Origin of the sequence: Alsobacter ponti (assembly GCF_024294805.1) — a bacterium.
GTDB lineage: Bacteria > Pseudomonadota > Alphaproteobacteria > Rhizobiales > Beijerinckiaceae > Alsobacter > Alsobacter ponti.
In genome coordinates this window covers 157091-184030 of sequence record NZ_JANCLU010000006.1, presented here as the reverse complement: position 1 = coordinate 184030, position 26940 = coordinate 157091, and the positions used below count along the sequence as shown (strand labels likewise).

Sequence of the window (26940 nt, the reverse complement as noted above, 5' to 3'; positions counted from 1 at the left end):
CCGGCCCGCCGGGTCCGAAAGGATCCGTGCGGCGCCGGAGCATGGCCACTCCCCTGAAATTTCAATCGTTCTCGGCGACCCGGTCGTGCATTCTTTGGGCGGGGAGTGCATCGGCATGGAATTCGCGCAGCTGCGGACCTTCGTCACCCTGGCGGGAACGCGTCACTTCGGCATGGCGGCGGAACGGCTGCGGATCGCCCAGCCCCATGTGAGCCGACGCATCAAGCAGCTGGAAGAAGACCTCAAGGTCACGCTGTTCCACCGCGACCGCAAGAACGTCCGCCTGACGCTCGCCGGCGAGGCTTTCCTGCCGGAGGCGGTGAAGCTGCTGAAATTCGCCGAGGTCGCTCGCCGCCGCGCCGTGGTCGGCGCGCAGGGCAAGGCGGGCAAGCTCTCCGTCGGCGTGATCGCCGCCGCGCTGCTCGGGCCGCTGCCGAGCATCCTGGCGGAGTTCCATCGCCGCTACCCCGAAATCTCGCTGAATTTCGTCGACAACGTCGCGCCCTCGATGGCGCAGCTCCAGGGGCTGGCGGAAGGCGGGACGGACGTGGTCTTCGCCCACCCGCCGGTGCGGCTGACGGGCGAGTACGACCGGATCACCATCGTGCGCGACCCGCTCGTGGCGGTGCTGGCCGCGTCGCATCCGCTGGCGCGCAGCAATCGCCTGAAGCTGATCGAGCTCGCCGACGAGCCGTGGATCATGTTCCCGCGCGAGCCCAACGACAAGGCGATCTACGACCGCATCATCTCGCTGTGCTACCGCGCGGGCTTTTCGCCGCGGATCACCCATGAGGCGAGCAACACCTTGACGCGGCTCGGCCTCGTCTCGGCGGGGTTCGGCGTTCACCTCGTCCACCAGGCGTGGGACACGATCCCCTTCCCGGGCGTGGTCTACGTGCCCATCGAGCCGTCGGACAACATCGAGATCACGTGTTTCTGGCGCAAGGGAGATGCCAACCCCCTGCTCTTGCACCTGATCGAAATCGTCCGCGAGTTCAGCGTGGACTGACGCTTCGGCCGGCGTTGCGTCGCGCGATGTCGCGCGCGCCGAGCAGCGCCAGCGCCACCGAGGTCAGCGTGGGATTGCCCGCCGTCATGGTCGGGATCACGCCATTGCCGGCGACATAGACGTTGTCGAGGCCCCAGACCCGGCTGTTCCGGTCGCATACTGAGGCGCCGTCGTTCATCTCGCCCATGCGGATCGTGCCCTGGTAGTGCAACGATGTTCCGTGCGGCGCGAGGCGGGGCTGGTGGCCCGGCACGGCCCGTCCCACGGCGGCCAGCACGCGCGCCAGATCGCCCCGGGCTCGCTCCACGCGCGCCCAGTCGGCCTCGTTGAAGCGGAAGCGAAGCTTCATCTTCGGCCGACCGAGCCAGTCCGTTTCGGTCTCGCTGAACTCGACCCTGTTGTCGGCCTGGATGTTCGAGGTGAGGAAGAAGGAGACCGACAGCACCGCGTTGCCGCCTACCGCCTCCTGGTCTTCCGGCAGCAGGGACGCCGGCTCCACCTGGCTGATCTGGACGTGATAGGGAAAGCGCTCGCCGTTGTAGGGCACCCACATGACGCCGCTGGTCATGCGCGCCACCACCGTGCGGTCGCCGAGCACGCCGCCGCCGTGGACAAGGTCCATCGGCTCGCCCGCCGGCACGCCGGTGAACTCGGCCAGGATGGTGAGCTGGGGGTGCTCGTTGAGATAGCGCCCGAGCGCCCCGGGACGAATTCCGGAGGCGAAGAGCAATTGGGGCGTGTGCAGGGAATCCGCCGCGACGACGACCGTCCCCGCGCGCACTGTCCTGAGCTCGCCGGTCCGGACGCTCTTGAGCTCGACGCCCTCCGCCCGGCCGCCGTCCATCAGGATGCGCATGCACACCGTCTCGGGGCGCAGTTCGAACCTTTCCGTCTCCACGGTCAGCAGGTCGCCCATGATGACGTTGGAGCCCGAACGCTCCACGCCGCGCTCGGTGACGTTGACCGCCATCGGCATGGGCTGAACCTGCCGGTCGGGCGTGCGGCCAGCGTTGAACAGCCCTTCCAGCTTCTCGCGCAGAGGTCTGGCGATGTGCGACTGGCCGAACTGAGTCCGCGACACGCGCAGCATGCGCTCGGCCGTCGCCAACGCCTCGTCCAGCACCGGGCGCTCGATGAAGGGCACGCGCTCGCTCTCGTCCGGCCGGGGGCATGCGCCGAACCAGTGCGAGCCCATGCCGCCGACGTTATGCGAGGAGTGCGAGGCCGGGAACTCGTCGCCGTCGACCCCGCCGCCGCCGACGCGGAACAGGCCCGGGCGGCGCAGCATGGATGTGTCATGCCCGCCGCGCTTGCGCGAGAGCACCTCCTCCTGGGACATCCCCGCATAGGCAGCGTGGCTGTGGGGCCCCTGCGAGGCGATCTGGGCCGCGAGGCGCTGGTCGTCGTCGACGATGTTGGCGACGTGCATGCCGGGCGGATCGCTGATGATCGGGCCCGCGTCCACCATCAGGATGCGCGCGGCCGGCCATTCGTCCGCGATGACGCGCGCGTAGGTCGCGCCGGTCGGCCCGCTGCCGACGATGACAACGTCGAATTGCTCATGAAATGAAGTGGACATCGATGCACCCTTCCGGAAAACGTCAGGCCGGCCTCTGCCCGGCCTCGAGGCCCCGGCGCGTCAGCGCCAGCCGCCCCTCCACAACCTGGCGACCTCCTCCTCGGGGAGCGGCGGGGGACGGTCCAGGGTCGATTGCAAGCGCACCGTTCCGCCCTCTCCGCCGGCCCGCAGCACGGCGCGCATCGTCTCCAACGCGTGCAGGCCGAGGTCGCCGGAAGCGCGGTGCGGAGTGCGGTTCGAAACCGCGCTCGCCAGTTCCGCGATCCCGAGGCAGCGGTAATTGGCCTGGCTCGGGCGGTCGTCGGTCCAGAAGGGCGAGCGCCAGTTGGGACGGCCGAAGGCGCGCGGGCTGGCGTCGACGGTGATCCAGTCGCCGTCGCGGCGCGTGTACTGCACCACGCCGCCGAAATAATTGGGATCCGGCACGCGCAGCGTCCCTTCGGTGCCGTAGAGTTCGATGGGCGGATGGCCGTGCTTCCACACGTCCCACGACATGAAGATGTTGACGTCCGCGCCGCCGGCGAAATGCAGCAGGCCCATCACCGTCGTCGGCGTCTCCACAGGGATGTGCTGGCCCCGAAGTGGACCCTCCGCGGTGACGTGGCGCGTCGGCGAGGCCGATGAGGTCAGGCCCTGCACGCTCTCCACCGGTCCGAGCAGGTTGATGAGCGCGTTCATGTAGTAGGGGCCGACGTCCAGCAGCGGGCCGCCGCCGTGCAGGTAGAAGGCGGTCGGGTCGGGGTGCCAGTGCTCCATGCCGTGGGACATGAGGTTGCAAGATCCCGCCACGACCTTGCCGATCACGCCGGCGTCGATCATTTCGCGCGCCAGCCGCCCGCCCGCGCCGAGGAAGGTATCCGGCGCGCAGCCGATCTTGAGGTTCCGCGCCGCCGCCTCCGCCACCAGGCGGCGTCCGTGCTCCACCTCGACGCAGAGCGGCTTTTCGCCGAACACATGCTTGCCGGCGCCGAGCGCCGCCAGGCTCACCTCGTAGTGAACCAGGGGTGGCGTGATGTTGAGGATGATGTCGACGTCGTCGCGCTTCAGCATCTCCTCGGGGGTGACGTCGGCGATGCCGTGCAGGGCCGCCTTTTCCGCCGAGCGCTCGGGGATGATGTCGGTGCAGGCGACGGCCCTGATGTCGGCGAAGGAGGGCATGTTCTCCAGATAGATGCCGGAGATCACGCCGCAGCCCACGATCCCCACGCCAAGTTCAGCCATTGTCGGTCTCTCTCGTTGTCTTGTCGTCGCCGCGCTCAGCCCCAGCTCGCCGCCGCCTCGCGGGCGCGGCGGGCGAAGCGCGCGACGTCGTTGGGCTTGTCGTGCTCGGCGACGAAGTAGCGCACCCCCGCCCGCCGCAGCCGGGCCGACAGGTCTTTCCAGCCCATCACGCCATGGCCCGGATCGGCCCAGCCGTCCTCGTCGAGGCATTCCCCGGGAGGCGCGAGATCCTTGACGTGGCAGGCGACGAGCCGGCCCTTGTGCCTGGAGATCTCGGCAATGGGATCGCCGCCGCCCCGCACCGCCCAGGCGACATCGAACTCGAACAGGATGTCCGGCGCCTCGGCGAAGATCAGATCGAGGAACGTGCGCCCATCGTCCGCCTTGCCGTACTCCCAGGCGTGATTGTGCCAGCCGAACCGAAGCCCCTCGGACGCGGCGACCTTGCCAAGCGCGGCGAGTTCGCGCCCGAGCGTGCGCCAGCCTTCCGCGTCCTTGTCGCGCTCGCCCTGCGGCGGAGCGGGGACGAACGCCACCTCGATGCCGAGGTCGCGACAGATTTGCGCCGTCCGGCGCGGATCGGCGCGCCACAGTTCCAGCCCGACATGGGCGGTCGGCGCGGTCATGCCGTGACGCGCAAGGTTGCGCTCGAGGCGCGGCACGTCGGAGAACAGCGCGCCATAAGGCTCGACCTTGCGGTAGCCGATCGCGGCCAGAAGGTCGAACTGCGCCTCCAGCTCTCCCATGAAGCGAGCCGAATAGAGCTGGATCGAGAGGTCGTCGAGTATGCTCAAGGCGTGGTCCTCGCGGGTCACAGGCGCTCGCCAGGGCCGTCGTCGAACAGCGACAGCGCGGTAGCGGGAAACGAGACGGGCAGCGTCCCGCCGGGAGCGACGCGCGCCTCTCCGTCGACGCGCACCGAGAAGCTCGCGCCCGACGGCATGCGGCACCACACCAGGCTGTCCGCGCCCATCGGCTCGATCATCTCGATGGGGGCCTGGATGGCGGCGGGCCCGGCCGCCCCGCCCGCCAGGACGTGCTCGGGGCGCACGCCGAGCACCGCCGGGCCGGGAGCGGCGGGCGAGCGGAAGGCGTAGCCCTGGAGCGGGATCGTCAAGTCGCCGCCGACAAAGGCGAGCACGCCATTGGCGCCCTCGATCCGGCCGGGCACGAAGTTCATCGACGGCGAGCCCACGAACGAGGCGACAAAACGGTTGATGGGCTCGCGATAGACCTTCTGCGGCGTGTCGAGCTGCTGGATGACGCCGCCCTGCATGACGGCGATGCGGTCGGCCAGCGTGAGCGCCTCGATCTGGTCGTGCGTCACGTAGATCATCGTCGCGCTCAGCCGCTGGTGCAGGCGCTTGATCTCCACGCGCAACTCTACGCGCAATTGCGCGTCGAGGTTGGACAGGGGCTCGTCGAACAGGAAGACGCCGGCGTCGCGCACCAGGGCCCGGCCGATGGCGACGCGCTGGCGCTGGCCGCCGGACAACTCGGAGGGCCTGCGGTCCAGCAAGTTCGTGATCTTCAGCATCGCGGCGGCTTCGGTCACGCGCTTCTGGATCTCGGCCGCCGGCATGCCGGCCACGCGCAAACCGAACGACATGTTGCCGCGCACGGTCATGCGCGGATAGAGCGCGTAGGACTGGAACACCATAGCGATGCCGCGGTCCTTCGGCTCCTCCCAGGTGACGTTGCGCCCGCCGATCCAGATCTGCCCGTCATTGACGTCGAGCAGCCCGGCGATGGCGTTCAGCAGCGTGGACTTGCCGCAGCCCGAAGGGCCGAGCAGCACGATGAATTCGGATTGGGCGATGTCGAGGTTCAGCTTCTCGAGCACCTTGACCCGCCCGAAGCCGATATCGACTCCGCGCACGGAGACCTCGCAGCGTTGGTCCCTGGTGCTCATCCCTTCACGGCTCCGGCTGCGATGCCGCGCACGAACCAGCGTCCGGACGCGAAGTAGACGACGAGGGGAACGAGCGCGGTCAGCAGCGTGGCCGCCATGTCGACGTTGTAGAGGCGTTCGCCCTGGGTGGAGTTGACGATATTGTTCAGCTGCACGGTCATCGGCAGGTTCTCCCGCCCGGCGAAGACGAGGCCCAGGATAAAGTCGTTCCAGATGCCTGTGACCTGCAGGATCACCGCGACGATCAGCATCGGCGTCGCCATCGGCATCATCACCGAGCTGTAGATGCGGAAGAACCCCGCGCCGTCCACGCGCGCCGCCTTGAACAGCTCGATCGGCAGCGAGGCGAAATAGTTGCGGAACAGCAGCGTCATCGTCGGCAGGCCGAAGATTGTATGAATGGCGACGATGCCGGGAATCGAATTGTTGATGCCGATGGTCGCGAAGATGCGGACCAGCGGATAGATGAAGATCTGGTACGGCACGAAGGCCACGATCATCAGCGCGCCGAACAGCGCCGACGCGCCGCGCACCCGCCAGAAGGACAGCGCGTAGCCGGTGAGCGAGCCGACAGCGATGGAGACGATGACGGACGGCACGAGGATCTTCACCGAGTTGAAGAACCCGACGCTGATGCCGTTGCAGGCGAGCCCCGTGCAGGCCGCCGACCACGCGTGGCCCCACGCCTGCAGGCTCGGCTCGGCGGGCAATCCCAGCAGGTTGCCCTGCCGGATCTCCGGCATCGTCTTGAACGACGTGACCAGCATCACGTAGAGCGGCGTCAGGAAGAACAGCGCCGTGATGACGAGGAAGGCGTAGAGCCCGACGCGGGCCGGGGTGACGGGACGCGGTCGCGGCCCGGCGGGTTCGACGGCGGCGACCATCAGGCGGCCCTCCGGCGTCGGCTCTGGATATAGATCCACGGCGCGACCACCGCCGCCACGGTGATCAGCATCGAGGTCGCCGCCGCGGTCGCGAGCCCGATGTTCTGGCGCTCGAACAGGTGGTCCATGACGAACTTGGCCGGCACCTCGGACGCGATGCCCGGGCCGCCATTGGTCATGGCGACGGACAGATCGTAGAGCCGCACCACGCTGGTCGCCAGCAGCACGGCGGCGGTGGCGAAGCTCGCGCCCATCATCGGGATGACGATCGAGACGTAGACGCGCCATGGCGGCAGGCCGTCCACGCGCGCCGCCTTCCAGATGTCCTCGTCGATGCCGCGCAGCCCGGCCAGCATGATGGCCATGACGAGACCGGCGGCGTGCCAGACGCCGGCGATGACGAGGCAGTAGATGACCGTCTCCTGCCGCACGATCCAGTCGAACCTGAAGGTCTCGAAACCGAAGCCGCGACCCACGGCCTGAATGCCGTAGGTCGGATTGAGCAGCCACTGCCAGACGAGGCCGGTGACGATGAACGACATCGAGAACGGATAGAGGAACACCGAGCGCAGCACGTTCTCCGCGCGCACGCGCTGGTCGATGGCGACCGCCAGCAGGAAGCCCAGCACGAGGCTCGCGATCATGAACAGCACGCCGAAGACGACGAGGTTGGAGACCGAAATCTGCCAGCGTTCGTTGGCGAAAAGCGCGTCGTACTGGCGCAGCCCGACGAAGGTGGAGCTCGGCAGCATCCGCGACGCGGTCATCGAGATCCACACCGTCCAGGCGGTGCAGCCGACATAGACCACGACGAGGATCGTCGTGGCCGGCGACAGCGCGAGCCAGGCGGAGAGCTTGGAGGCAAGACGCGGCCGAAGCGCGAGCATGAACAGGTTCTCCCGCGCCGCCGGGGGCGCAGACGGGGGCTGTCGGACGGGGTGATCCGGCCCCCTGCCCGGGGGCCGGATCGCAGGCGACGATCAGATCGACTTCAACGCCGCGGCGAACTTGTCCTGGAAGGTCTCGACGCTCTGGCCGGGCGTGTTCCAGAACGAGGAGATCACATCCTCGACCGCGCCGGTCACGGCTGGCGGCGTCAGGAGCTCCTGGGCAGGCGCCTGCTGGTTCTTGTCCGCGACCATCTTCGCGCCCTTCTGCGCGCAGACGTCCATCGACGAGGTGTCGACGTCGAGACGGACCGGGATCGAGCCCTTCTTGTTGTTGAACTCGATCTGCGTGGTGGGATCGAGCAGCACTTTCTCGAGCACCGCCTGGGCCTTGAGCGTGTTGGCGTCCTTCGTCTTGGGGAAGGCGAACACGTCGCCGCCCATGGCGTAGCCTCCGCCGGCCTTGGAGAGCACGACGCAGCCATACTCCTTGCCCGCCGTCTTGCCGGCCGCGATGAACTCGCCCTTGGCCCAGTCGCCCATGATCTGGAAGCCGGCCTTGCCCTGGATGACGAGCGCGGTCGCGTCGTTCCAGTTGCGCCCCGGCGCGCCCGCGTCGACATAGTTGCGCAGCTTGGCGTAGGTCTCGGCGACGTTCTTGAACTCGGCGCTCTTCACCGCCGCCGGATCCTTGTCGCCGTAGACAGACAGCCACAGCTTGGCGCCGCCCTGGCCGAGCATGACGGCGTTGAAGAGGTTGCGTTCCCAGGTCTTCTGTCCGCTGAAGGCCAGCGGGATCAGGCCGGCAGCCTTGACCTTGTCGAGGATCGGGAAGAGGTCGTCGAAGGACTTGGGCTCCTGCGCGCCGACCTTGGCCAGGACGTCGGTGTTGTAGAACAGCCAGTTCTGGCCGTGAATATTGACCGGCACGGCGTACATCTTGCCGTTGCGCACCGTCGCGGCGAGGATCGCGGGCGGGATCTTGTCTTTCCACTTCTGCTCGGCCGCGACAGCCTCGACGTCGTTCAAGAGGCCGTTCTCGACCAGTTCGTCGAACTGCTTGCCGGTGTTGAACTGCATCATGGCCGGAGGCGTGCCGCCGACCGTCCGGTTGATGGCCGCGGTGCGCGCGTTGGCGCCGCCGGCGATCGCCGTGTCGACCCAGGTTCCGCCCGCCTTCTGGAACTGGTCGGCGAACACCTTGACCGCCGCCGACTCGCCCCCCGAGGTCCACCAGTGGATCACCTCGGCTTTCATTTCCTGCGCGACGGCCATTCCGGACCAGCCAAGGCCCATGGCGAGCGCGAGCACTGAAGCAGAATGCTTCATGAGTTCCCTCCCTGATTTTACGGCGTTGTCGCCGTTTCTGTAATCGATTACAACTTGGCGGAAACAATGATGTGCTTAAGAAGGCGTGTCAAGACGCCGAGTTTGCCGCACCGCAGCAAGACTAGGGCGGTGCAATACGAGGCGAGGAGTATGCCGACGTGAGACGCAGGACCGCGGGGCCGGGGGCGACCGCCACCATCGCCGATGTCGCGGCGCGCGCCGGCGTGTCCACCGCCACGGTGAGCCGCGCGCTGGCGACGCCCGACCGGGTGCGGCCGGAGCTCGTCGAGCTGGTGATGCGCGCGGTGTCCGAAAGCGGCTACACCCCCAACAACAGCGCCCGTACGCTGCGCACCCAGCGCAGCAGGATGGTGCTGGTCGTCGTGCCCAGCGTCGCCAACCAGATGTACGCGCACGTGCTGCGCGGCATCGACACCGGGCTGGCGCCAGCAGGCTATGGGGTCATCATCGGCAATCTCGACAACGCTCCAAATAAGGAAGGCCGCTTCGTCGACTTCGCCTTCGCCCGGCAGGTCGACGGCGTCATCCTGCTGTGCGGCTTCGTGCCCGGCAGCCATGGACGCAGCATGGCGAGCGCGGGACTGCCGATGGTCTCCATCCTGTCGCCGATCGTCGACAGCGACATCCCGGATGTGGGCATCGACGACCATGCGGCGGGCCGGGAAGCCGCGCGCCATCTGGCGCGGCTCGGCCATCGGCGGTTGGGCTACGCCGCCGGCCCCCGGGAGCATGTCGTCGACACGGCCCGCTGGACGAGCTTCCGCGAAGGTGCGCTCGCCGAGGGCGTCGACCCCGCCGACATCGTGCGCATCGAGGGCGGCGAAGGCATGCGCTACACCTACCGCAGCGGCGTCGCGGCGGGCGAACGCTTCCTCGCGATGACCCGACGGCCGACCGCGGTGTTTTGCGGCAGCGACGAGATCGCCATCGGATTCATGAAGGTGATGCGCGACGCCGGGGTCAGCGTCCCGGAGGACGTGTCGGTGATGGGCATCGACGGCATCGAGCAGACCGACTACACGCACCCCGTGCTCACCACCATCCGCCAGCCGCGCCAGGACCTTGGCCGCGCCGGCGCCGAATTGCTGCTGGGCATGATGGACGGCCGCTCCGACGCGGCCCATCGCCGCGTGCGCCTGCCGTTCGAGTTCCTGGCCCGGGCCAGCACGGGCGCGCCGCCGGCCGAGGCCGCGGGTCGCATCTCCCAGGACCTCGCGCCGGCGCGGATGGGCTGACGGTCAGGTTGATCCGCCGGCGAGTTCCGGGCGTAGTCCCCCCGTCGCCAACGCCGCGCACGCGGCCAAGCCGGGGTTCCATGACGACCGCATCCACCTCCCCTCGCCCCGTCATCGTGTGGTTCCGCGACGACCTGCGCCTTTCCGACAACCCGGCCCTCACCGACGCGATGCGGCGCGGCGCGCCCGTGCTCGCGGCCTATGTGTTCGACGAGGAGAGCCCGGACGTCCGCCCGCCGGGCGGGGCGTCGCGCTGGTGGCTGCACCACTCGCTGTCCGCGCTGGAGCGCGGCCTGGCCGCGCGTGGCGGCCGGCTCGCGATCTTCAGGGGCGCTGGCGCCGAAACGATCGTCGGTCTGGCGAAGGCGGCCGACGCCGCATGCGTGGTGTGGAACCGGCGCTACGGCGCGGCCGAGCGCCAGGTCGACTCCGCCGCGAAGGCCGCGCTGCGATCGGCGGGACGCGAGGCGGAGAGCTTCAACGCCGCGCTGTTGCGCGAGCCGTGGGAGGTGAAGAGCCGCGCCGGCGCGCCGATGAAGGTGTTTACCCCGTTCTGGAAGGCGGCGCAGGCGCTCGGCGAGCCTGCTGCCCCGACGCCCGCCCCGGCCCGCATGCCGGGCCTCGACGGCCGATGGCCAGGGGAGATTCCGCTCGCCGCGCTCGACCTGCTGCCGACCCGGCCGGACTGGGCGGGCGGGCTTCGCGCCACGTGGAAGCCGGGCGAGGACGGCGCGCGCGAGCGCCTCTCCGCCTTCCTCGACGAGGATCTGCGCGGCTACGCGGCGCGACGCGACCGCCCCGACCTGCCGGGCACGTCGCGCCTGTCGCCGCATCTGCGCTTCGGCGAAATCTCGCCCCGGCAGGTCTGGCACGCCGCCCACGCCGCCGCGCTGTCGGCGGAGCGCCCGCCCTCCTCCACGGACCTGACGAAATTCCTCGCCGAGCTGGGCTGGCGCGAGTTCTCCTACCACCTGCTCTTCCACAATCCCGATCTGGCGACGCGCAATTACCAGCCCAGGTTCGACGCCATGCCGTGGCGTGACGACGCGGCGGCGCTGGAGGCCTGGAGGCGCGGACGCACCGGCTATCCCTTCGTCGACGCCGGCATGCGCCAGCTCTGGGAGACGGGCTGGATGCACAACCGGACGCGCATGGTCGCCGCCTCGTTCCTCATCAAGCACCTGCTGATCGACTGGCGCGTCGGCGAGGCGTGGTTCTGGGACACGCTGGTCGACGCCGACCCGGCCAGCAACGCCGCGAGCTGGCAGTGGGTCGCCGGATCGGGGGCCGACGCCGCGCCCTACTACCGCATCTTCAACCCTGTGCTTCAGGGCGAGAAATTGGACCCGGCGGGGGATTACGTGCGCCGCTTCGTGCCCGAGCTCGCGGACCTGCCGCCGGACGCCATCCACCGCCCGTGGAGCGCCGGGCCGGGGCTCCTCGCCGGCATCGCGTCGAAGCGCGGCTACCCAGGCCCGATCGTCGACCACGACGCGGCGCGCGCCCGCGCGCTGGCGGCGCTTGCGGCGACGCGGGAGCCGGACGCGTGACCCCTCCCGCGCGACGTCGTTCCGCCTGCCCCGTGGAGGCCTTGACGACGAGACGTCATGTGGCAGCATTGCCGCGCGTCCCGCAGCTTCCGGCCACGGAGACCTGGGAGGGGCTGGACAGCGGACCGGAGCGGCGGCTGGAGCGGGGCGGAGACGCCGGCGCGACGCCATCCCCGGCCGGTCGATAAAAGGGGCTGACGCGTGAACCCCACACTACCGCCCGCCGCCGACCTCGACAGCGACATCGTTCGCGTGACGCGCGACACGGTCGACGCGGTCGGCGCCGGCCTGCCGCTGGCGGCGCGGCGCGCCTTCCAGCTCGCCTCGCGCATCAGCCATGGCAGCCTGACGATCCGGCTGCCGGACGGCCGCCGCTTCCGGTTCGACGGGGAGAAGCCCGGACCTGACGCCGACATGACCGTCCACGATTTCGGCTTCGCGACGCGGCTGGCCCACGGCGGCGACATCGGCATCGGCGAGGCCTATCTGCGCGGCGAGTGGGAGACCTCCAACCTCACGCGCTTCCTGCAGCTGTTCTGCGTCAATCACGAGCTGATCGCCCGCATGCTCGACGGGCACGCGCTGGCGCGGCTGTGGCAGCTGTTCAGGCACTGGCTCCACCGCAACACGAAGAGCGGTTCGCGGCGCAACATCCACGCGCACTACGACCTCGGCAACCGCTTCTACGAGTCGTGGCTCGACCGCACGATGACCTATTCCTCGGCCCTGTTCGCCCACCGCGACGAGGATTTGTCGAGCGCGCAGACCCGCAAATACCGGGCGCTGGCGGAGACGACGCGCATCGGGCCGGACTCGCACGTGCTGGAGATCGGCTGCGGCTGGGGCGGCTTCGCGGAGTTCGTGGCGACCGAGATCGGCGCGCGCGTGACCGGGCTCACCATCTCGAAGGAGCAGTACGACTACGCCCGCAAACGCATCTTCGAGAAGGGCCTCGCGGAGCGCGTCGACATCCAGTTGCGCGACTACCGCGACGAGACCGGCCGTTACGACCGCATCGCCTCCATCGAGATGTTCGAGGCCGTGGGCGAGGAGTACTGGCCCGTCTACTTCCAGCAGGTCGCACGGCGGCTCGAAGACGGCGGCGTCGCCGGCCTGCAGGTCATCACCATCCAGGACCGCTTTTTCGACACCTATCGTCGCGAGATGGATTTCATCCGCCGCTACATCTTCCCGGGCGGCATGCTGCCGACGCCCGGCATCATGAAGTCGCTGGGCGAGCGTGTCGGCCTCGCGCTCGGCGAGGAGCGTGTGTTCGGGCTCGACTACGCCGAGACGCTGGCCGCCTGGCGGGAGCGCTTCCGCGCGGCATGGCCGAACCTCGTGCAGCTCGGCTTCGACGAGCGGTTCCGCCGCATGTGGGAATACTACCTCGCCTACTGCGAGGCGGGCTTCCGCTCCGGCAATATCGACGTTCGCCAGATCGTCTACACCAAGCCCGCCTGACAGGCCGTTCCCGGCGCGGGACGTCGTCCCGCAACCCGCGTTAACCGGCGCTCAACCTTACCGCGCGATAACGAATGCGTGGGATCGTGGCGTTCCATCCCACCGTCTGAGTGCGGTCCGCTTGCGGCGGCCAGTGGCGTGGAGTCGATCCGGGAATGATGCGTACGGGTCTGCGTTGGGCCGCGGTGACCGTGACACCCTGGTTGCTGGGCGGATGGGTCCTCGTCTCCACGACGGCGGACGCCGGCGTCGACGCCTCTGCCGGCTACCAAACGCTGACGCCGACGAGCTTGCCGGGCCAGGTTCCCGAACGCCTCATCGCCGGGCTGCCGGCCTCGCTGCTCGCCGTGTCGCCGCGCCTGTCGCCCAGCCGCGACTCCGCCCTCCATCCCCTGCTTCTCGCCGATCCGACCGCCCAGGACGACGCGCTCGCCGCCGCGCCGAAGCCGCGCGGCGACATGAAGCGCGCCGCCCCGCGCTTTCCCGCCGTCGACCGCAGCCGCAAGGGCGATCCCGCTGCCGCCGTCGGGCGCGATGGACCCGCCTCGCCGCTGGCCGGCATGGGGTCGATGATCCTCTCGACGCGCGACCCGCGCGCCCTGCCCCCGACCATCCTGATGCCGATGACCGGCGACGCGCCCGGACCGGACTCGGTGGCGAGCTTCGAGCCCGCGCCGAGTGTCGAAGCGACGACGCCAGGTGCGCTGGCCAGCGAGAACTCGCCGCGCGCGCTAGCCTCGCAGACCACCGCCGCCGCACGCGCCTCCGGGGCGACCACGACCGGCACCGGCTCGACGCCCACGGTGCCGCGCGCCATCGCCCTCTCCTCCACCACGCCCGCCCCGGCCGACGCCACGCCCATCGAGATCGCCGCCGCTCCGGTGTCGCCCGAAGGCCTTGCGGCGCTGCGCGCCCGCGAGCCCGCCGTCACCGTCCTCGCCAAACCCTCCATGGACGAGCGGCCGAGCTACGCCAGCCTGATCGACCCCGGAAACATCACGCGCGAGGAACGCTGCCTCGCCGAGGCGGTGTATTTCGAGGCCCGCAGCGAGCCGGAGGACGGCCAGGCCGCCGTCGCGCAGGTGGTGCTGAACCGCGTCAAGAGCGGCCTCTACCCGACCAGCGTGTGCGGCGTCGTGTACCAGAACCGAAACCGCCACCTCGCCTGCCAGTTCACCTTCGCCTGCGAAGGCAAGGCGCTGCGGGTGACAGAGCCGGAAGCCTGGAGCACCGCCGTGCGCATCGCGCGCGAGGTCACCTACGGCGAGACCTACAACGCCGAGGTTGGCGGCGCGACGCACTACCACGCCAACTATGTGCGTCCCTACTGGGCGAAGCGCCTTCAGAAGAAAGACGTGATCGGCCGGCACATCTTCTACCAGCTCCGGCCCGGACAGACCTGACAACCGGGGCCGTTCCGCCCGCCGGACAAGCTCCGCGCTATTCCTGCACCTCGAGGTTCGGGCCGCGCAGGGCGACGACCTCGCAATTGGCGAACCAGCGGCCGGTCAGCTCGCGGAAGAAGGTGCCGTGGCCGACCACGGCGACGGCGCGTTCAGGGCGGTCCAGCAGCCATCCCCGAAAGCGCGCCACCCGCTCCTGGAACACCTCGTGGGGCTCCACCGGAATGCCGCGCTCGTCCGCCGGGCCGCAGTGCCACCACGGGTCGGCGAGGTGGTCGAAGGCGAAGTGCGGGAAATCGGCGGCGAGCGCACGGGGGCTGCGGCCGATGTCGCAGCTGCTCTCCAGCTTCTCGCGATGCATGCAGGTGACGTGAAAGGGCGCGCCGCGCCCGTCGAAGATGCCGAACGCCGTCTGGATGGCGCGCGTCAGGGGCGAGGCGACCACCAGCTCGACAGGCTCGGCCGCCATACGGGCGCGCGCCTCGGCGACCTGAGCGAGACCGAGTTCGGACAGCGGCGCGTCGATGTGGCCAGGGTCCTCCCCCGTCTCCGCGTAGTGGGCGTTGAAGGTGGACTGGCCGTGGCGGATGAGGAAGACGGTGCGGGTCATGGCGCTTCGGGGGCTCGGAAAAGAAAGCGTCCTATACCGCCCCCGCGCCGAGGGCAATCTTTCAGGCGGACGCGGTGAAGCCGGCCCGCTTGAGGCGGTTCAGCGCGACGTCGAGCGCCGAGAGGAAGGCCGAGCGGTCCTTGGGCTGGAACGGCCGGGGTCCGCTCGTCGCCACGTTGGCGGAACGCAGATCGGTCATCAGGTTGCGGGTGGCGAGCGCCATGCCGATCGAGTCCGGCGTGAACGGCCGGCCGTTGGGGGCCAGCACCGTCGCGCCCGCCTTGACGCAGCGATCGGCCAGCGGCACGTCCGCCGTCACCACCACGCAGGACGGGCCGGCGCGCTCCACGATCCAGTCATCCGCCTGGTCCGGCCCGGCGGCGACCACCACCCGTTCGATCAGCGGGTCGCGCGGCACCATCATGTAGGAATTGGCGACGACGACCGTGCGCACGAGATGTCGGGCGGCGACCCGGTAGGCTTCGTCCTTCACCGGGCAGGCGTCGGCGTCGATGTAGAGGACGATCTCCATCCGGTCGTGTCAGCCCTTGGTCAGTCCCGCGGCGCGCAGCGCGCGCGAGATGATGTCGTGGATGGCGCCCGAAGTGGGCCGCCGGAACGGCTCGGCCGCCGGCCCTGCGGTGGTCGCCGGACGGCGCGGCGGGACGGATCTCGGCGCGCCCGTCAGGCCCCAGAAGCGCGCAATGTGGTAGCTCGACGCGATGCCGACGTCGAGCATGAACGGTCCGGCGCGGCCGAGCGGCTCTTCGCCGCCGAGCCCGAGCGGGGTCCCGTGCGCCATGCCGGCGATGCTGTAGTCTTCGATCGCCTCGCGGCCCTCGGCGTCGATCCAGACGCGCCTCTTCTGCCCGTCGACGACCTCCTCCCGCGTCGGCGTCAGGGGAAGGCCGTGAACGTCTGTCCACTGCTTCACGATCTCACGCGCGTTGAGCGGCGTCACGGTGGAGTCCGCCGCGCCGTGCCACACCGAGACGCGCGGCCACGGACCGCGATGGGGCGAGGCGGCGCGCACGAGGTCGCCCCACTCCCGCGCCGGACGCGACTGGCCCTTCAGCATGCTCTCGAACGCCTCCGGCACCGACGACGCCGCGCCATAAGGGAGCCCCGCGACAATGGCTCCGCCCGCGAACACCTCCGGATAGGCAGCCAGCAGCGCTCCCGCCATGGCGCCGCCCGCCGACAGGCCGGTCACGAAGACGCGCGAGCGGTCAACGTCGTGGGCGCGGCAGGCGCGCTCGACCATCTGGCGGATCGACAGGACCTCGCCGGAATCGCGGCTCGTATCACCCGGCAGGAACCAGGAAAAGCAGGTCTTCGGATTATTGGCGGCCTGCTGCTCGGGCATGAGCAGAACGAAGCCGTAGCGGTCGGCCAGCGTCGACCAGCCCGCTCCCACCTCGTAGCCCGCCGCCGTCTGGGTGCAGCCGTGCAGCACCACGACCAGCGCCGGCGCCGGCGGAAGCTCGGCGGGCGCATGGACGAACATGCGCAAATTGCCGGGATTCGAGCCGAAATCCCGCACCTCGCGCACGCGGCTGTCGGCCTCCGCCGCCGGCGCGCCGGCGAGCCCGGCGGCGCTCATCGCGGCCTCGATGCCGCGCCGCTGGCGCGCCATCTCGTTCACCAGCCTGCCAAGTCCCACCATGTCGTGTCTCCGATCCGCCCCGACAGGCACCAACTTCGCTCATCAGCGATGGTTGCTGCACTGCACAAAATAGGGTTTCGAGGCCGATTTGGACAGGGGGACGGGGAACGAAGGCGTCAGCGCCCCCAGCGCAGGGCCAGCGGGTTCGCCTCCTGGGCGAGTTCCAGAAGCCCCGCTCGCGTCGCCGGGTGCAGCGGCTCCAGCGGATGGCGCACGTGATCGGACTTGATCACTCCGCCCTCCATCATCACCGTCTTGGTGGCCCGCAAGCCGCACTGGCGGTTCTCGTAGTTGATCAGCGGCAGGATCGACGCGTAGGCGGCGGCGGCCTCCTTGCGGCGTCCCGCCGCGTGGTGCGTCAGCACCGGCTTGATCAGGTCCGGCAGCAGCGCGCTCGACATCGTGCCGGTCGCTCCGGCGTCGAGGTCGGCCATGAGCGTGATGCTTTCCTCGCCGTCGAACGGGCCGACGATGGCGTCGCCGCCCTGCGCGATCAGGGAGCGAAGCTTGGCCGCCGTTCCGGGGACCTCGAGCTTGAAATAGCTGACCGTGGGCGCCGCCTTGGCGAGGCGCACGAGGAACGGCACGGACAGCGCGACGCCCGAGAGCGGCGCATCCTGCACCATGATCGGGATGTCGACCGCCTCCGCAATGCGGGAGAAATGCTCGAGGATTCCGTTCTCGTCGGCGCGCAGCGTCGCGCCGTGATAGGGCGGCATCAGCATCAGCATGCTGGCCCCGGCGGCGGCGGCCTTGTGGGCGCGATCGACCGCGATCTGCGTCGAGAAATGGCTGCACGTGACGATCACCGGCACGCGGCCCGCGACGTGCTCCAGGCTCGTTTCGAGCACCGCGTCGCGCTCGGCGTCGGAGAGCAGGAACTGCTCGGAGTAGTTGGCGAGAATGCAGATGCCGTCGACGCCCTGGTCGACCATGCAGTCGAGCACGCGGCGCTTGCCGTCGAGATCGAGCGCCCCGGTCTCGGTGAACGGGGTCGGCGCGACGGGGAAGACCCCGGTATAGCGGGTGACGGACACGGACTTTCCTCCAGGGCGACGGATTCGGCGGCGGGGAGCCATCCTCCCCGGTCGGTCGCGTTGTCGGACAACCTAGCCGGCGCGACGCCGATCTCAAGAGGCGATTGCGGTCCGCGCCGGGGCCGCGCGGATCACAGCCCGTGCCGGGCCCTCGCCATCAGGCACTCCGGGTCGCCCGGCTCGCACTCCCGGCAGACCAGCGGCCGAACGGCGTAGACCGAGCAGGCGGTCGCCTTGCCGATCTCTCCGGCGAGCGCGAGGCAGCGGTCGCCGGCGCAGCGCATGCCGGTCTCGCCCGCGCCAACCAGTTCCGCCGGAATGCGGGCGATCTCCTCGTCGCTCTCCAGCGTGAACAGCGGCCACTCGGCCGAGGTGGCGCAGCACGCGCCGCAAGCCTGGCAGTCGAACGCGGCCGCGCTCACGCCGCCGGCCCTCCCCCGAAGGGGAACAGCCCCGCCTCCTCCCACGGACCGCCGCGATAGGCCCACATTTGCAGCCCCTCCAGCGTGAAGGCGAAAGGCTCGAAGATCGCCGACAGCCCCATGTGGGTCCGCCGCGCCTTGGAAGGCGGGACCTTGTTCTGGATGGTGACGTGGGGCGCGAAACGCTGCCGGTCCTGCGGCGTCAAAAGGCCGGACCAGAGCCTGGCCAGCCGGTCGCGCACCGCGCACAGGGCGGGGGCGTCGATCTCGACGGAGACGCCCCGCCCGGTAAAGCGCAGGCCGACGGCGCGGGCCGGCAGAGGGTCGAGCCGCCAGCCCTCTTCCGCCAGCGCGTCCTCCACCTCCCCGGCGAGGCGGCCGGGCAGCTTGTGGAACAGCGTGAGGTGCGCCGGCACGCGGTTCAGCTCCGCCGGGTAGTGCGCCTGCCGCAGCGCCTGGAAGCGCGCCGAGGCGGCGGCGTCGAACGCGGCCGTGACGATCAGCGGATCCTCGTCGGCGTCGTGATGGGGGGCGGCGTAGAAGGAGCTCACGCGCCCCTGTCGCACATTCCGGCCCCGCCCGCCAGAGTGGCGCGCCCCCGGCCAAGGCTGACAAGCCGCGCGGCGGGGGCTATCCAGTCGGTCAGCCGCTTCCGCGCAAGGAGACCGTCATGCCTCACCCCGCCATCGCCGCCTCGCATGCCGCCGTCATCACCGGCGGCGCCTCCGGCATCGGCCTCGCCGCCGCGCGCAAGCTGGCCGGCTTCGGCCTGCGCGTGTGCATCGTCGACCTCGCCGGCCCGCGCCTCGACGCCGCGCTCGCCACGCTCAAGGCGGAAAGCCGGACGGACGTCCTCGCCGTCGCGGCCGACGTGTCGCGGATCGACGACCTCAACGCCCTGCGCGAGCGGGTCGCCGCCGCCTTCGGACCCGTCCACGTGCTCATGAACAACGCCGGCGTGCAGCCCGGAAGCGCGTTGTTCGGGCCGCAGGAGAACTGGGAGCGCGTCGTCGCCGTGAACCTGTGGGGCGTGATCAACGGCGCGCGCATCCTCGTGCCGGACATGATCGCGCATGGCGGGCCCGGCCTCGTCGTCAACACCGGCTCCAAGCAGGGCATCACCACGCCGCCGGGCGATCCCGCCTACAACGTGTCCAAGGCGGGCGTGAAGGCTTTCACCGAGGCGCTGCAGCACGAACTGCGCAACACGCCAGGCTGCCGCGTCTCTGCCCATCTCCTGATTCCCGGCTGGGTGTTCACCAACCTCACCAACCGCGGCCGAACCGAGAAGCCGGCGGGCGCGTGGACGCCCGAGCAGACGGTCGACTTCATGATGGAGCGGCTGGAGGCGGGCGACTTCTACATCCTCTGCCCGGACAACGACGTCACGCGCGCCATCGACGAGAAACGCATCCTGTGGGCGGCGGGCGACATCGTCGAGAACCGCCCCCCTTTGTCGCGCTGGCATCCCGAATGGACCGAGCGGTTCGCCGACTTCGTCAAGACGGGACCCTAGCCCAGGGCCCATTCCGACGCCCTACCCTTCCTCCTCCGCCGTCCAGTCGCCGATGTCGGGCGACTGGCCGATCAGCGCGAGGCCGGAGGCGATCGACTCGAACTGGTCGGAGGAGACGAGCCGCTCCTCCCCGAAGCTCTCGGAGAAGATGCGCCGCACGGCGGGAACGAAGGACGAGCCGCCCGTCAGGAACACGCGCTCGATCCCGCCCTGCGTGACGTTGGCGGCCCGCAAGGCTTGCGACACCGTGTCGCGGATGCGCTGGAGGTCGTCGGCGATCCACTCCTCGAACTGGGCGCGGGCGATTGTCGCCGAGAGGTCGACGTCCCCGACGCGGAAGGCGAAGTCCGCGCTTTCCGCCGAGGACAGGGCCGTCTTGGCCCGCGAGACCGCCCGGTAGAGCGGAAATCCCAAATCATGCTCGATGAGCTCGGCGAACGCCGCGAGCCTGTCCGGGGCGGTGGCGCTGCGGATCAGCTCGCGCAGCTCCTTCAGGTCGCCGTTGGACTTCATCAAGGCGAGGTGGTTCCAGCGCGCGAAATTCGCGAAATAGTGGACCGGAATGGCGAGCGTCTTGCCGAAGGAGCGGTAGGACGTGCCCTTGCCGAGGCGCGGCGACACGACGTGGTCGATGATGCGGTGGTCGAAGGTGTCGCCGGCGATGCCGACGCCCGCATGACCCAGCGCCCTCGCCCGGCTCGCGGTCGTCTTTTCGAAGCGCATCACGGAAAAGTCGCTCGTGCCTCCGCCGAAATCGGCCACCAGCACGGTGGCGTCGCGCTCCAGCCGCCGCGCGAAGTGGAACGCCGCCGCCACGGGCTCGTAGACGAAACGCGCTCCCTCCAGCCCCGCTCGGGCGAAGGCGTCGCGATAGCGCCGCATGGCGAGCGCCGCGTCGGGGTTCGCCCCGGCGAAACGCACCGGCCGGCCCACCACCAGCCTCGCTCCGCCCGTCTCGAGGCGCGCGTGGCGAAACACTATTTTCAGAAACGTGGCGAGAAGATCCTCGAAGGCGTAGGCCGCGCCCAAAATGCGCGTGTCGCGAAAGGTCGCGCTCGCGGCGAAGCTCTTGAAGGACTGCATGAAGCGGTGCGCGTCGAGCCCTTCCAGGAACTCGTCCACCGCCCACGGCCCGGCCTCGACGCGCGCCGTCTGGATGCCCTTCACGCGTTGCTGCCAGAAGCACAGCGCCGAGATGAAGCCGGTGAGCGACTCGCCCCGGTGGTCGAAGGTGACGACCTTCGAGTCCCCGCCCGCCGCCAGGGCGAGCACGGTGTTGCTCGTGCCGAAATCGAGGCCGATCGACAATTGGGGCAAGAGGCGGCCTCCGTCGGGGGGACGCGGCTTTTACACGCGTCGCCCCCGCGCCTCAAGAGGCCCCGGCACCGGCCTCAGTTCACGATGGTCGCCTCGGTGGCGGCGCGCAGCTCCGCCTCGGTGACGCCCTCGGCCGTCTCGACGATCTTCAGGCCGCCGGGGACGACGTCGAGCACGCCGAGATTGGTGATGATGCGGTTGACGACGCCCTTGCCGGTGAGCGGCAGGGTGCATTTGCGCAGCACCTTCGACTCGCCGGTCTTGCTGGTGTGGTCCATCACCACGACGACGCGGCCGACGCCGGCGACAAGGTCCATGGCGCCGCCCATGCCCTTGACGAGCTTGCCGGGCACCATCCAGTTGGCGAGGTCGCCCTCTTCCGACACTTCCATGCCGCCGAGGATCGCCATCGCGATCTTGCCGCCACGGATCATCGCGAAGCTCTGGGCGCTGTCGAAGAAGGCCGTCTGCGGCAGCTCCGTGATGGTCTGCTTGCCGGCATTGATGAGGTCCGGGTCCTCATCGCCCTCGTAGGGGAACGGCCCCATGCCGAGCATGCCGTTCTCCGACTGAAGCGTCACGTGGACGCCCTCGGGGATGTAGTTCGACACCAGCGTCGGGATGCCGATGCCGAGATTGACGTACCAGCCGTCCTGCAGTTCGCGCGCGGCGCGGGCGGCCATCTGGTCGCGGGTCCAAGCCATGGTCAGAACTCCCTCAGGCGCGCTTGCGGACGGTGCGCTGTTCGATGCGCTTTTCGTGCTGGCCCTGGATCAGGCGGTGAACGTAGATGCCCGGCAGGTGGATGTGGTCGGGCTCCAGCGCGCCGAGCGGCACGATTTCCTCAACCTCGGCGATGCAGACCTTGCCGCAGGTGGCCGCCGGCGGGTTGAAGTTGCGCGCCGTCTTGCGGAACACGAGGTTGCCGGACGGGTCCGCCTTCCACGCCTTGACGATGGACAGGTCGGCCACGATGCCGCGCTCGAGGATGTAGGTCACGCCGTCAAAAAGCTTGTGCTCCTTGCCCTCGGCGATGACGGTGCCGACGCCCGTCTTCGTGTAGAAGCCGGGGATGCCGGCGCCGCCGGCGCGCATGCGTTCGGCCAGCGTGCCCTGCGGATTGAACTCCAGCTCCAGCTCGCCGGAGAGATATTGCCGCATGAACTCCGCGTTCTCGCCGACATAGGACGAGATCATCTTCCGGATCTGCTTGGTCTTGAGCAGGATGCCGAGGCCGAAATCGTCGACGCCGCAATTATTCGAGGCCACGACGAGGTTCTTGGTCCCCGCGTCGCGGATCGCATCGATCAGCAGCTCGGGGATGCCGCACAGGCCGAAGCCGCCGGCGGCGATGGTCATCCCGTCGAACAGCAGTCCGTCGAGCGCGGCGGCGGCGCTCTCGTAGGTCTTCTTCATGGGGTGGTTCTCTGGTGGCGGATGAAGGCGGCGGGCAGGAGGCCCGGCGGCGTCCCGTACGGAGATGGGCGGTGCATCATGAGGCTGCCTTGCTCTCGGTCCAGCGCTGCCGCCGGCGTTCTCCGGCATCGATACAGAAAATGCTGCGCTCGCGAAAGCTACCCATTCGGCGCGCCGGCGGCGCCGCTCCAGCCGGCGCCCCGGCGCGCCCGGCTTTCGGGGAACGCGGAGTCGGAGTACAACGCTGGCCGCGATCGCGCGTCGACCTTCCGGCGCGCCGATTCGCAGCGCTGTCCGGCGGCCACGTGCGCGAAACGACATGAAACCCGTCCCCCTTCTTGCCGCCGCCGCGATGACGGGCCTCGTCGCCTGGGCCGGCCTGACGTCCTGGCGCGTGCCGCGCGTCATTCTGGAACGCGAGGTCGGCGCGCAGATCCTCGGGCTGTCCGGCATGCGGGTGGACACGCGCGCGGTCGCCCTTTTCACCGCGCTGCCGTGGCCGAGGCTGACGGTCGATGAGGTCAGCCTCACGGACTCCGAGACCGGGCTGTCGCTGCGCGCGGCGGCCCTGCGCGGGGACCTTCGCCTGCTGCCGCTGGCCGGCGGCCGCCTGGAATTGGCGGACCTGACGTTGCAGGAGCCGACCCTCGCCGTTCCGGACGCGGCGCTGGCCCGCGGCGCCCTGGACCCGCTGGCGAAGCTGCTCGCCGCCCCGGCAGTCGAGATGCCGGACCTGCGCCGCCTGAAGCTCGCGGGCGGGCGGGTCGTCGCTCCCGATGAAAGCGGGGAGCTCCACGCGGTCCTGTCGGAAGTCAACGGCGCGATCACCCGCGGGCGCGACGACGGGACGCTCGATGCGCGGCTGTCGCTGCGCTGGCGCGGCGAGACCGTGGAACTGACAGCGGAGGGGCTGCGCCCCTCGGGGGCATCGCAGTCGGCGAGCCCCATCCATGTCTCCGCGAAATCCGGCCTCGGCGCGCTCGACCTGCGCGGCCGCTTCTCCGGCGGCGGCGGACGCCAGATCGACGGCGTGGTGTCGCTCGACACCGACGCGGCCGACCGCCTGCTCGCCTGGCTGGGGGTGACGCCTCCCCTGCCGCTCTCCGGCCGGCTCTCCGTGTCCGGCGACGCACGCCTGCTGCCCGGCGCGGTCTCCCTGGCGAACGCCCGCATCGCCAACGCCGCCGGGCGCTTCGACGGCGCGGTGACATTGCGCGACGCCGAGGGGCGTCCCGAGCTGGGCGGCACCTTGGCGACCGAGCGGCTTGACCTCACCCCGGCGTTGCAGGCGCTCGCCGCCTGGCGCGGCGGCGACGGCGCGTGGAGCCGCGAGCTTCTGGACCCGTCCGTGCTGCCCGTGGGCGAAATCGACCTGCGCCTCTCGGCGGCGACGGTGATCGCCGGCGGCGCGAGCTTCGCCAACGCGGCGCTGGCGGTGCGCGCCCATGCCGGGCGCACCGACATCGTCATCGGCAACGCCGACATGCTGCAAGGCCGCCTGAAGGGCCGGCTCGCCCTCGCGCCGAACGGCCCGTCCAGCATCGACATCAAAGCGCAGGCGACGCTCGAGGCCATCGACCCCGGCGCGCTGCTGGCGGCGATGGGCGCGGCGCGGCGGATCGCCGGGGTCGCCCACGCTTCGGTGCAGGTGGAGACCACGGGCGAGTCGCCGATGGCGCTGATGCGCGGCCTCGACGGCAAGGCCAGCGTCACGGTCAAAGGCGGCGAGCTGATCGGCGTCAACCTGCCGGACCTACTCTCCCGCTTCGAGAAGCAGCCGCTTTCCGCTGCCCTCGTCACGCGGGGCGGGCGGACGCCATTCGACTCCGCCGTGCTCTCCGGCCGCATCGCGAAGGGTGTCTTCGAGGTCGCCGACGGGACGATCGTCAGCGCCGATACGCGCGTGACGCTGGATGGCCGTATCGCCATCGCCGAGCGGCTCTACGCCCTCACGGGCGAGGCGCAGGCGACGCAACGTCCCGCCGGCGCGACCGCCGCGGTGGTGCTGCCGTTCGAGATCGGCGGCGCGCTCGAAAGTCCGGTCGTGACGCCGGACGCGCGCAGCCTGATCCGCCGATCCGGAGCGGCGGCGCCGTTCTTCGAGCCGAAGCGGCCGACACCGCCCGCCTCCGCCCCGGCTCTCGCCGAGCGAGCGCCCCCCTCGCCGTGACCGCGCCGGATTCGAGCCGCGACGCGCTGGCGAGTGTTCTGCGCGAGCGCCTGGCGTGCTGCCGCAGCGCCACGCAGGAGTTGGAGGCGTGGTGCCGCGCCCATGGCCTGCCCCGCGCCGACGGCGTCCGGGTGCGCCGCCACCCCGGTCCCGACGCGCCGCCGCCGGCGGCGATGGCGAGGCTTCTCGGCCCGCGCCCCGGCGAGCCGGTCCGCCACCGCCGCGTCGAGCTTGTCTACGGGGACGTGCCTCTCAGCCAAGCCGACAACTGGTATTTGCCGGATCGCCTGGACGTTTCGACGCGAATGCGGCTGGAGACCACCGACACGCCGTTCGGCTTCGCCGTCGCGGCGCTGGGGCCCAAACGCCGCACGCTGGCATTGCGCGCGCCCTCCGCGCTAAACGGGGAATGGCTGTTCGAGCTTGACGTCCTCGTCACCCGACATGACGGCATTCCCCTCGCCGCCATCGTGGAGCGCTACCGCGCCACGCTCGTCGACTTCGCGCGATCCGAGCCCGCCACGACGGAGTCCTGACGCACCCCGGCCGTCGCGCAAGGACGCGCTACGCCCCTTCCGCCCTTCCGGGCTCGGCGAGGCCGCGCTTGCTGGCGATGGAGAAGGCGAGGATGGCCAGCGTCACCACGCCGATCATGATCGTGCAGGCGGCGTTGATTTCGGGGGAGACGCCGAGGCGGACCTGACCGTAGATGCGCATCGGCAGCGTCGTGGCCCCCGGCCCGGAGGTGAAGCTGGCGATGACGAGATCGTCCAGCGACAGCGTGAAGGCTAGCATCCAGCCCGCCGCCACGGCCGGGGCGATGAGCGGCAGCGTCACCTGGAAGAAGGTCGCCAGCGGGGTTGCGCCGAGGTCCATCGCCGCCTCCTCCAGGCTGCGATCCATGGTCACGAGGCGCGACTGCACCACCACCGTGACGAAACACATGGAAAAGCTCACATGCGCCAGCGTCACCGTCCAGAAGCCGCGGTCGACGTCCAGCGCCACGAACAGCAACAGCAGCGACAGGCCGGTGATCACCTCGGGCATGACCAGCGGGGCGTAGACCATGCCGGTCAGCAGCGTCCGCCCGGCGAAGCGGCCGAAGCGCACCAGCGCCACCGCCGCCAGCGTGCCGAGCACGGTGGCGAACGTGGCCGACAGAACGCCAATGCGTAGCGAGACCCAGGCGGCTTCCAGCAGCGGCCCGTTGCCGAGCAGCGCGGCGTACCAGCGGGTCGAGAACCCGCCCCAAACCGTCACCAGCTTCGACTCGTTGAAGGAGAAGACGACGAGCAGCACGATCGGCAAATAGAGAAAGGCGAAGCCCAGCGTCAGCGACACGACGTTGAACGCAGTGAGGCGGGGCGTCATGTCGGCGCCTCCGTCCGGCGCGCCTCTTCGCGCCGCCACAGCACCATGGGCGCGACCACGGCGACGAGCAGCACGACCGCCACCGCCGAGGCGAGCGGCCAGTCGCGGTTGCCGAAGAACTCCGACCACAGCACCGTGCCGATCATCACCGTCTCGGAGCCGCCGAGCAGGTCCGGGATGACGAACTCGCCCAGCGCCGGGATGAACACCAGGAAGCAGCCGGCCGTCACGCCGGGCCGCGACAGCGGCAGCGTGACGAGCCAGAAAGTCTTCCAGGGCGGCGCGCCGAGGTCCTGCCCGGCCTCCAGCAGCGTCGGGTCGATGCGCTCCAGCGCCGCATAGAGGGGCAGCAGCATGAAGGGCAGATAGGAGTAGACCAGGCCGATCTGCACGGCCCATTCGGTGTTGAGGATCTCGAGCGGCGTGTCGATCAGCCCCAGCCATGCCAGCGCCGCGTTGAGCAGGCCCTCCGGCTTGAGGATGCCGATCCAGGCGTAGACGCGGATCAGGAAGCTCGTCCAGAACGGCAGCATGGCGAGCAGCAGCAGGGCCGGCCGAAGACGCCCCGGCGCGCGCGCCATGGCGTAGGCGACGGGATAGGCGATGAGCAGCGCCAGCACGGTCGCCGTCGCGGCGAGACGCAGCGAGGTGAGGACGGCGTCGAGATAAAGCGGCTCTTCCGCGAGCAGCCGGTAATTGTCGAGGCTGAGGGCGGACAGCTTGTCGAGGACATCGCCCGGACCGTCGCCGGCGGCGAAGGCCGGCCGGTAGGGCGGACGCGCGTTGGCCTTCTCGGACAGGCTGATCTTCGCCACCAGCCCGAAGGGCGCGAGGAAGAAGGCGACAAGCCAGGCGAAGGGCAGCCCCGCCACCAGCGCCCGCCCCGCCCGGGCCCGCCTCTCCGCGCCGCTCCGCATTTCG

At 70.2% G+C, this 26940-nt stretch carries 26 protein-coding genes; 8 read left to right on the top strand and 18 right to left on the bottom strand.

The features are described from left to right. Nucleotides 1-115: 115 nt before the first annotated feature. Complete coding sequence (locus NK718_RS08520) at nucleotides 116-1009, top strand: LysR family transcriptional regulator (protein ID WP_254740602.1); 894 nt, start codon at nucleotides 116-118, stop codon at nucleotides 1007-1009. On the opposite strand, the gene NK718_RS08515 is transcribed toward NK718_RS08520, so the two are convergent. From NK718_RS08515 to NK718_RS08485, 7 genes are all read right to left on the bottom strand, one after another. Continuing rightward, nucleotides 996-2588, bottom strand: coding sequence for a GMC oxidoreductase (locus NK718_RS08515; RefSeq protein ID WP_254740600.1), 1593 nt, complete (start codon nucleotides 2586-2588; stop codon nucleotides 996-998). The genes NK718_RS08520 and NK718_RS08515 overlap by 14 nt on opposite strands. 60 nt (nucleotides 2589-2648) lie before the next feature. After that, nucleotides 2649-3809 (bottom strand): Gfo/Idh/MocA family protein, encoded by a 1161-nt coding sequence (locus NK718_RS08510; RefSeq protein WP_254740598.1) that lies wholly within the window; start codon nucleotides 3807-3809, stop codon nucleotides 2649-2651. Nucleotides 3810-3844: 35 nt separating this feature from the next. Further along, the gene (locus NK718_RS08505) at nucleotides 3845-4603 is read right to left on the bottom strand and encodes a sugar phosphate isomerase/epimerase family protein (RefSeq protein ID WP_254740596.1); all 759 of its coding nucleotides are present in this window, start codon (nucleotides 4601-4603) and stop codon (nucleotides 3845-3847) included. A gap of 17 nt (nucleotides 4604-4620) precedes the next feature. Then, nucleotides 4621-5721, bottom strand: a complete 1101-nt coding sequence (locus NK718_RS08500; RefSeq protein ID WP_254740594.1) for an ABC transporter ATP-binding protein — start codon at nucleotides 5719-5721, stop codon at nucleotides 4621-4623. Beyond that, nucleotides 5718-6605, bottom strand: a complete 888-nt coding sequence (locus NK718_RS08495) for a carbohydrate ABC transporter permease (RefSeq protein ID WP_254740592.1) — start codon at nucleotides 6603-6605, stop codon at nucleotides 5718-5720. Before NK718_RS08495 ends, NK718_RS08500 begins: the two co-directional genes overlap by 4 nt. After that, the gene (locus NK718_RS08490; RefSeq protein ID WP_254740590.1) at nucleotides 6605-7492 is read right to left on the bottom strand and encodes a carbohydrate ABC transporter permease; all 888 of its coding nucleotides are present in this window, start codon (nucleotides 7490-7492) and stop codon (nucleotides 6605-6607) included. The genes NK718_RS08495 and NK718_RS08490 overlap by 1 nt, the downstream gene beginning before the upstream one ends. Nucleotides 7493-7585: 93 nt before the next feature. Beyond that, entirely contained in the window at nucleotides 7586-8821 is a 1236-nt protein-coding gene (locus NK718_RS08485) for an ABC transporter substrate-binding protein (protein ID WP_254740588.1), read from the bottom strand. Between the two features lie 158 nt (nucleotides 8822-8979). Here NK718_RS08485 and NK718_RS08480 point away from each other — a divergent pair, with 158 nt between their 5' ends. The 4 genes from NK718_RS08480 (at nucleotide 8980) to NK718_RS08465 (ending at nucleotide 14494) form a co-directional block, all read left to right on the top strand. Continuing rightward, on the top strand, nucleotides 8980-10077 hold the full coding sequence (locus NK718_RS08480; protein ID WP_254740586.1) for a LacI family DNA-binding transcriptional regulator: 1098 nt from the start codon (nucleotides 8980-8982) through the stop codon (nucleotides 10075-10077). 80 nt (nucleotides 10078-10157) lie between these two features. Then, on the top strand, nucleotides 10158-11627 hold the full coding sequence (locus tag NK718_RS08475; RefSeq protein ID WP_254740584.1) for a cryptochrome/photolyase family protein: 1470 nt from the start codon (nucleotides 10158-10160) through the stop codon (nucleotides 11625-11627). Nucleotides 11628-11828: 201 nt separating this feature from the next. Continuing rightward, nucleotides 11829-13091: a class I SAM-dependent methyltransferase gene (locus NK718_RS08470; protein ID WP_254740582.1), complete on the top strand. Its 1263-nt coding sequence runs from the start codon at nucleotides 11829-11831 to the stop codon at nucleotides 13089-13091. Between the two features lie 155 nt (nucleotides 13092-13246). After that, nucleotides 13247-14494 (top strand): cell wall hydrolase, encoded by a 1248-nt coding sequence (locus NK718_RS08465; RefSeq protein ID WP_254740580.1) that lies wholly within the window; start codon nucleotides 13247-13249, stop codon nucleotides 14492-14494. A gap of 37 nt (nucleotides 14495-14531) precedes the next feature. Here NK718_RS08465 and NK718_RS08460 read toward each other — a convergent pair whose 3' ends face one another. The 6 genes from NK718_RS08460 to NK718_RS08435 all read right to left on the bottom strand — a co-directional run bounded on the left by NK718_RS08460 (nucleotide 14532) and on the right by NK718_RS08435 (nucleotide 18780). Beyond that, nucleotides 14532-15104: a histidine phosphatase family protein gene (locus NK718_RS08460; RefSeq protein WP_254740578.1), complete on the bottom strand. Its 573-nt coding sequence runs from the start codon at nucleotides 15102-15104 to the stop codon at nucleotides 14532-14534. A 61-nt stretch (nucleotides 15105-15165) separates the two neighbouring features. After that, complete coding sequence (locus NK718_RS08455) at nucleotides 15166-15636, bottom strand: YaiI/YqxD family protein (RefSeq protein WP_254740576.1); 471 nt, start codon at nucleotides 15634-15636, stop codon at nucleotides 15166-15168. Between the two features lie 9 nt (nucleotides 15637-15645). Continuing rightward, nucleotides 15646-16770, bottom strand: coding sequence for an extracellular catalytic domain type 1 short-chain-length polyhydroxyalkanoate depolymerase (locus NK718_RS08450; RefSeq protein WP_254740574.1), 1125 nt, complete (start codon nucleotides 16768-16770; stop codon nucleotides 15646-15648). A 116-nt stretch (nucleotides 16771-16886) separates the two neighbouring features. Then, nucleotides 16887-17849, bottom strand: a complete 963-nt coding sequence (locus NK718_RS08445) for a dihydrodipicolinate synthase family protein (RefSeq protein ID WP_254740572.1) — start codon at nucleotides 17847-17849, stop codon at nucleotides 16887-16889. Between the two features lie 89 nt (nucleotides 17850-17938). Then, the gene (locus NK718_RS08440; protein WP_254740570.1) at nucleotides 17939-18229 is read right to left on the bottom strand and encodes a YkgJ family cysteine cluster protein; all 291 of its coding nucleotides are present in this window, start codon (nucleotides 18227-18229) and stop codon (nucleotides 17939-17941) included. Then, nucleotides 18226-18780, bottom strand: coding sequence for a 2'-5' RNA ligase family protein (locus NK718_RS08435; protein WP_254740568.1), 555 nt, complete (start codon nucleotides 18778-18780; stop codon nucleotides 18226-18228). The genes NK718_RS08440 and NK718_RS08435 overlap by 4 nt, the downstream gene beginning before the upstream one ends. A gap of 119 nt (nucleotides 18781-18899) precedes the next feature. Here NK718_RS08435 and NK718_RS08430 point away from each other — a divergent pair, with 119 nt between their 5' ends. Beyond that, a complete protein-coding gene (locus NK718_RS08430) occupies nucleotides 18900-19745 on the top strand; it encodes an SDR family NAD(P)-dependent oxidoreductase (RefSeq protein WP_254740566.1) in 846 nt (281 codons plus the stop codon). A 21-nt stretch (nucleotides 19746-19766) separates the two neighbouring features. Here the strand turns inward: NK718_RS08430 and NK718_RS08425 are convergent, their stop codons facing one another. The 3 genes from NK718_RS08425 to NK718_RS08415 form a co-directional block, all read right to left on the bottom strand. Further along, nucleotides 19767-21062, bottom strand: a complete 1296-nt coding sequence (locus NK718_RS08425; protein ID WP_254740564.1) for an Hsp70 family protein — start codon at nucleotides 21060-21062, stop codon at nucleotides 19767-19769. Between the two features lie 74 nt (nucleotides 21063-21136). Further along, on the bottom strand, nucleotides 21137-21766 hold the full coding sequence (locus NK718_RS08420) for a 3-oxoacid CoA-transferase subunit B (protein WP_254740562.1): 630 nt from the start codon (nucleotides 21764-21766) through the stop codon (nucleotides 21137-21139). A gap of 13 nt (nucleotides 21767-21779) precedes the next feature. Beyond that, entirely contained in the window at nucleotides 21780-22478 is a 699-nt protein-coding gene (locus NK718_RS08415) for a CoA transferase subunit A (protein ID WP_254740560.1), read from the bottom strand. A 319-nt stretch (nucleotides 22479-22797) separates the two neighbouring features. On the opposite strand from NK718_RS08415, the gene NK718_RS08410 reads away from it, so the two are divergent. After that, nucleotides 22798-24648: an AsmA family protein gene (locus NK718_RS08410; RefSeq protein ID WP_254740558.1), complete on the top strand. Its 1851-nt coding sequence runs from the start codon at nucleotides 22798-22800 to the stop codon at nucleotides 24646-24648. Then, complete coding sequence (locus NK718_RS08405; RefSeq protein WP_254740556.1) at nucleotides 24645-25184, top strand: hypothetical protein; 540 nt, start codon at nucleotides 24645-24647, stop codon at nucleotides 25182-25184. The genes NK718_RS08410 and NK718_RS08405 overlap by 4 nt, the downstream gene beginning before the upstream one ends. Before the next feature lie 28 nt (nucleotides 25185-25212). Here NK718_RS08405 and NK718_RS08400 read toward each other — a convergent pair whose 3' ends face one another. Both NK718_RS08400 and NK718_RS08395 read right to left on the bottom strand, forming a co-directional pair. Next, entirely contained in the window at nucleotides 25213-26019 is an 807-nt protein-coding gene (locus NK718_RS08400) for an ABC transporter permease (protein WP_254740554.1), read from the bottom strand. Beyond that, nucleotides 26016-26936: an ABC transporter permease gene (locus tag NK718_RS08395; protein ID WP_254740552.1), complete on the bottom strand. Its 921-nt coding sequence runs from the start codon at nucleotides 26934-26936 to the stop codon at nucleotides 26016-26018. The genes NK718_RS08400 and NK718_RS08395 overlap by 4 nt, the downstream gene beginning before the upstream one ends. Between the last annotated feature and the right edge of the window lie 4 nt (nucleotides 26937-26940).

Coding starts and splice junctions, on each gene's coding strand:
- NK718_RS08520 (WP_254740602.1), top strand. CDS start 116: ATGGAATTCGCGCAGCTGCGGACCTTCGTCACCCTGGCGGGAACGCGT.
- NK718_RS08515 (WP_254740600.1), bottom strand. CDS start 2,588: ATGTCCACTTCATTTCATGAGCAATTCGACGTTGTCATCGTCGGCAGC.
- NK718_RS08510 (WP_254740598.1), bottom strand. CDS start 3,809: ATGGCTGAACTTGGCGTGGGGATCGTGGGCTGCGGCGTGATCTCCGGC.
- NK718_RS08500 (WP_254740594.1), bottom strand. CDS start 5,721: ATGAGCACCAGGGACCAACGCTGCGAGGTCTCCGTGCGCGGAGTCGAT.
- NK718_RS08495 (WP_254740592.1), bottom strand. CDS start 6,605: ATGGTCGCCGCCGTCGAACCCGCCGGGCCGCGACCGCGTCCCGTCACC.
- NK718_RS08490 (WP_254740590.1), bottom strand. CDS start 7,492: ATGCTCGCGCTTCGGCCGCGTCTTGCCTCCAAGCTCTCCGCCTGGCTC.
- NK718_RS08485 (WP_254740588.1), bottom strand. CDS start 8,821: ATGAAGCATTCTGCTTCAGTGCTCGCGCTCGCCATGGGCCTTGGCTGG.
- NK718_RS08475 (WP_254740584.1), top strand. CDS start 10,158: ATGACGACCGCATCCACCTCCCCTCGCCCCGTCATCGTGTGGTTCCGC.
- NK718_RS08465 (WP_254740580.1), top strand. CDS start 13,247: ATGATGCGTACGGGTCTGCGTTGGGCCGCGGTGACCGTGACACCCTGG.
- NK718_RS08460 (WP_254740578.1), bottom strand. CDS start 15,104: ATGACCCGCACCGTCTTCCTCATCCGCCACGGCCAGTCCACCTTCAAC.
- NK718_RS08455 (WP_254740576.1), bottom strand. CDS start 15,636: ATGGAGATCGTCCTCTACATCGACGCCGACGCCTGCCCGGTGAAGGAC.
- NK718_RS08450 (WP_254740574.1), bottom strand. CDS start 16,770: ATGGTGGGACTTGGCAGGCTGGTGAACGAGATGGCGCGCCAGCGGCGC.
- NK718_RS08445 (WP_254740572.1), bottom strand. CDS start 17,849: ATGGCTCCCCGCCGCCGAATCCGTCGCCCTGGAGGAAAGTCCGTGTCC.
- NK718_RS08430 (WP_254740566.1), top strand. CDS start 18,900: ATGCCTCACCCCGCCATCGCCGCCTCGCATGCCGCCGTCATCACCGGC.
- NK718_RS08420 (WP_254740562.1), bottom strand. CDS start 21,766: ATGGCTTGGACCCGCGACCAGATGGCCGCCCGCGCCGCGCGCGAACTG.
- NK718_RS08415 (WP_254740560.1), bottom strand. CDS start 22,478: ATGAAGAAGACCTACGAGAGCGCCGCCGCCGCGCTCGACGGACTGCTG.
- NK718_RS08410 (WP_254740558.1), top strand. CDS start 22,798: ATGAAACCCGTCCCCCTTCTTGCCGCCGCCGCGATGACGGGCCTCGTC.
- NK718_RS08400 (WP_254740554.1), bottom strand. CDS start 26,019: ATGACGCCCCGCCTCACTGCGTTCAACGTCGTGTCGCTGACGCTGGGC.
- NK718_RS08395 (WP_254740552.1), bottom strand. CDS start 26,936: ATGCGGAGCGGCGCGGAGAGGCGGGCCCGGGCGGGGCGGGCGCTGGTG.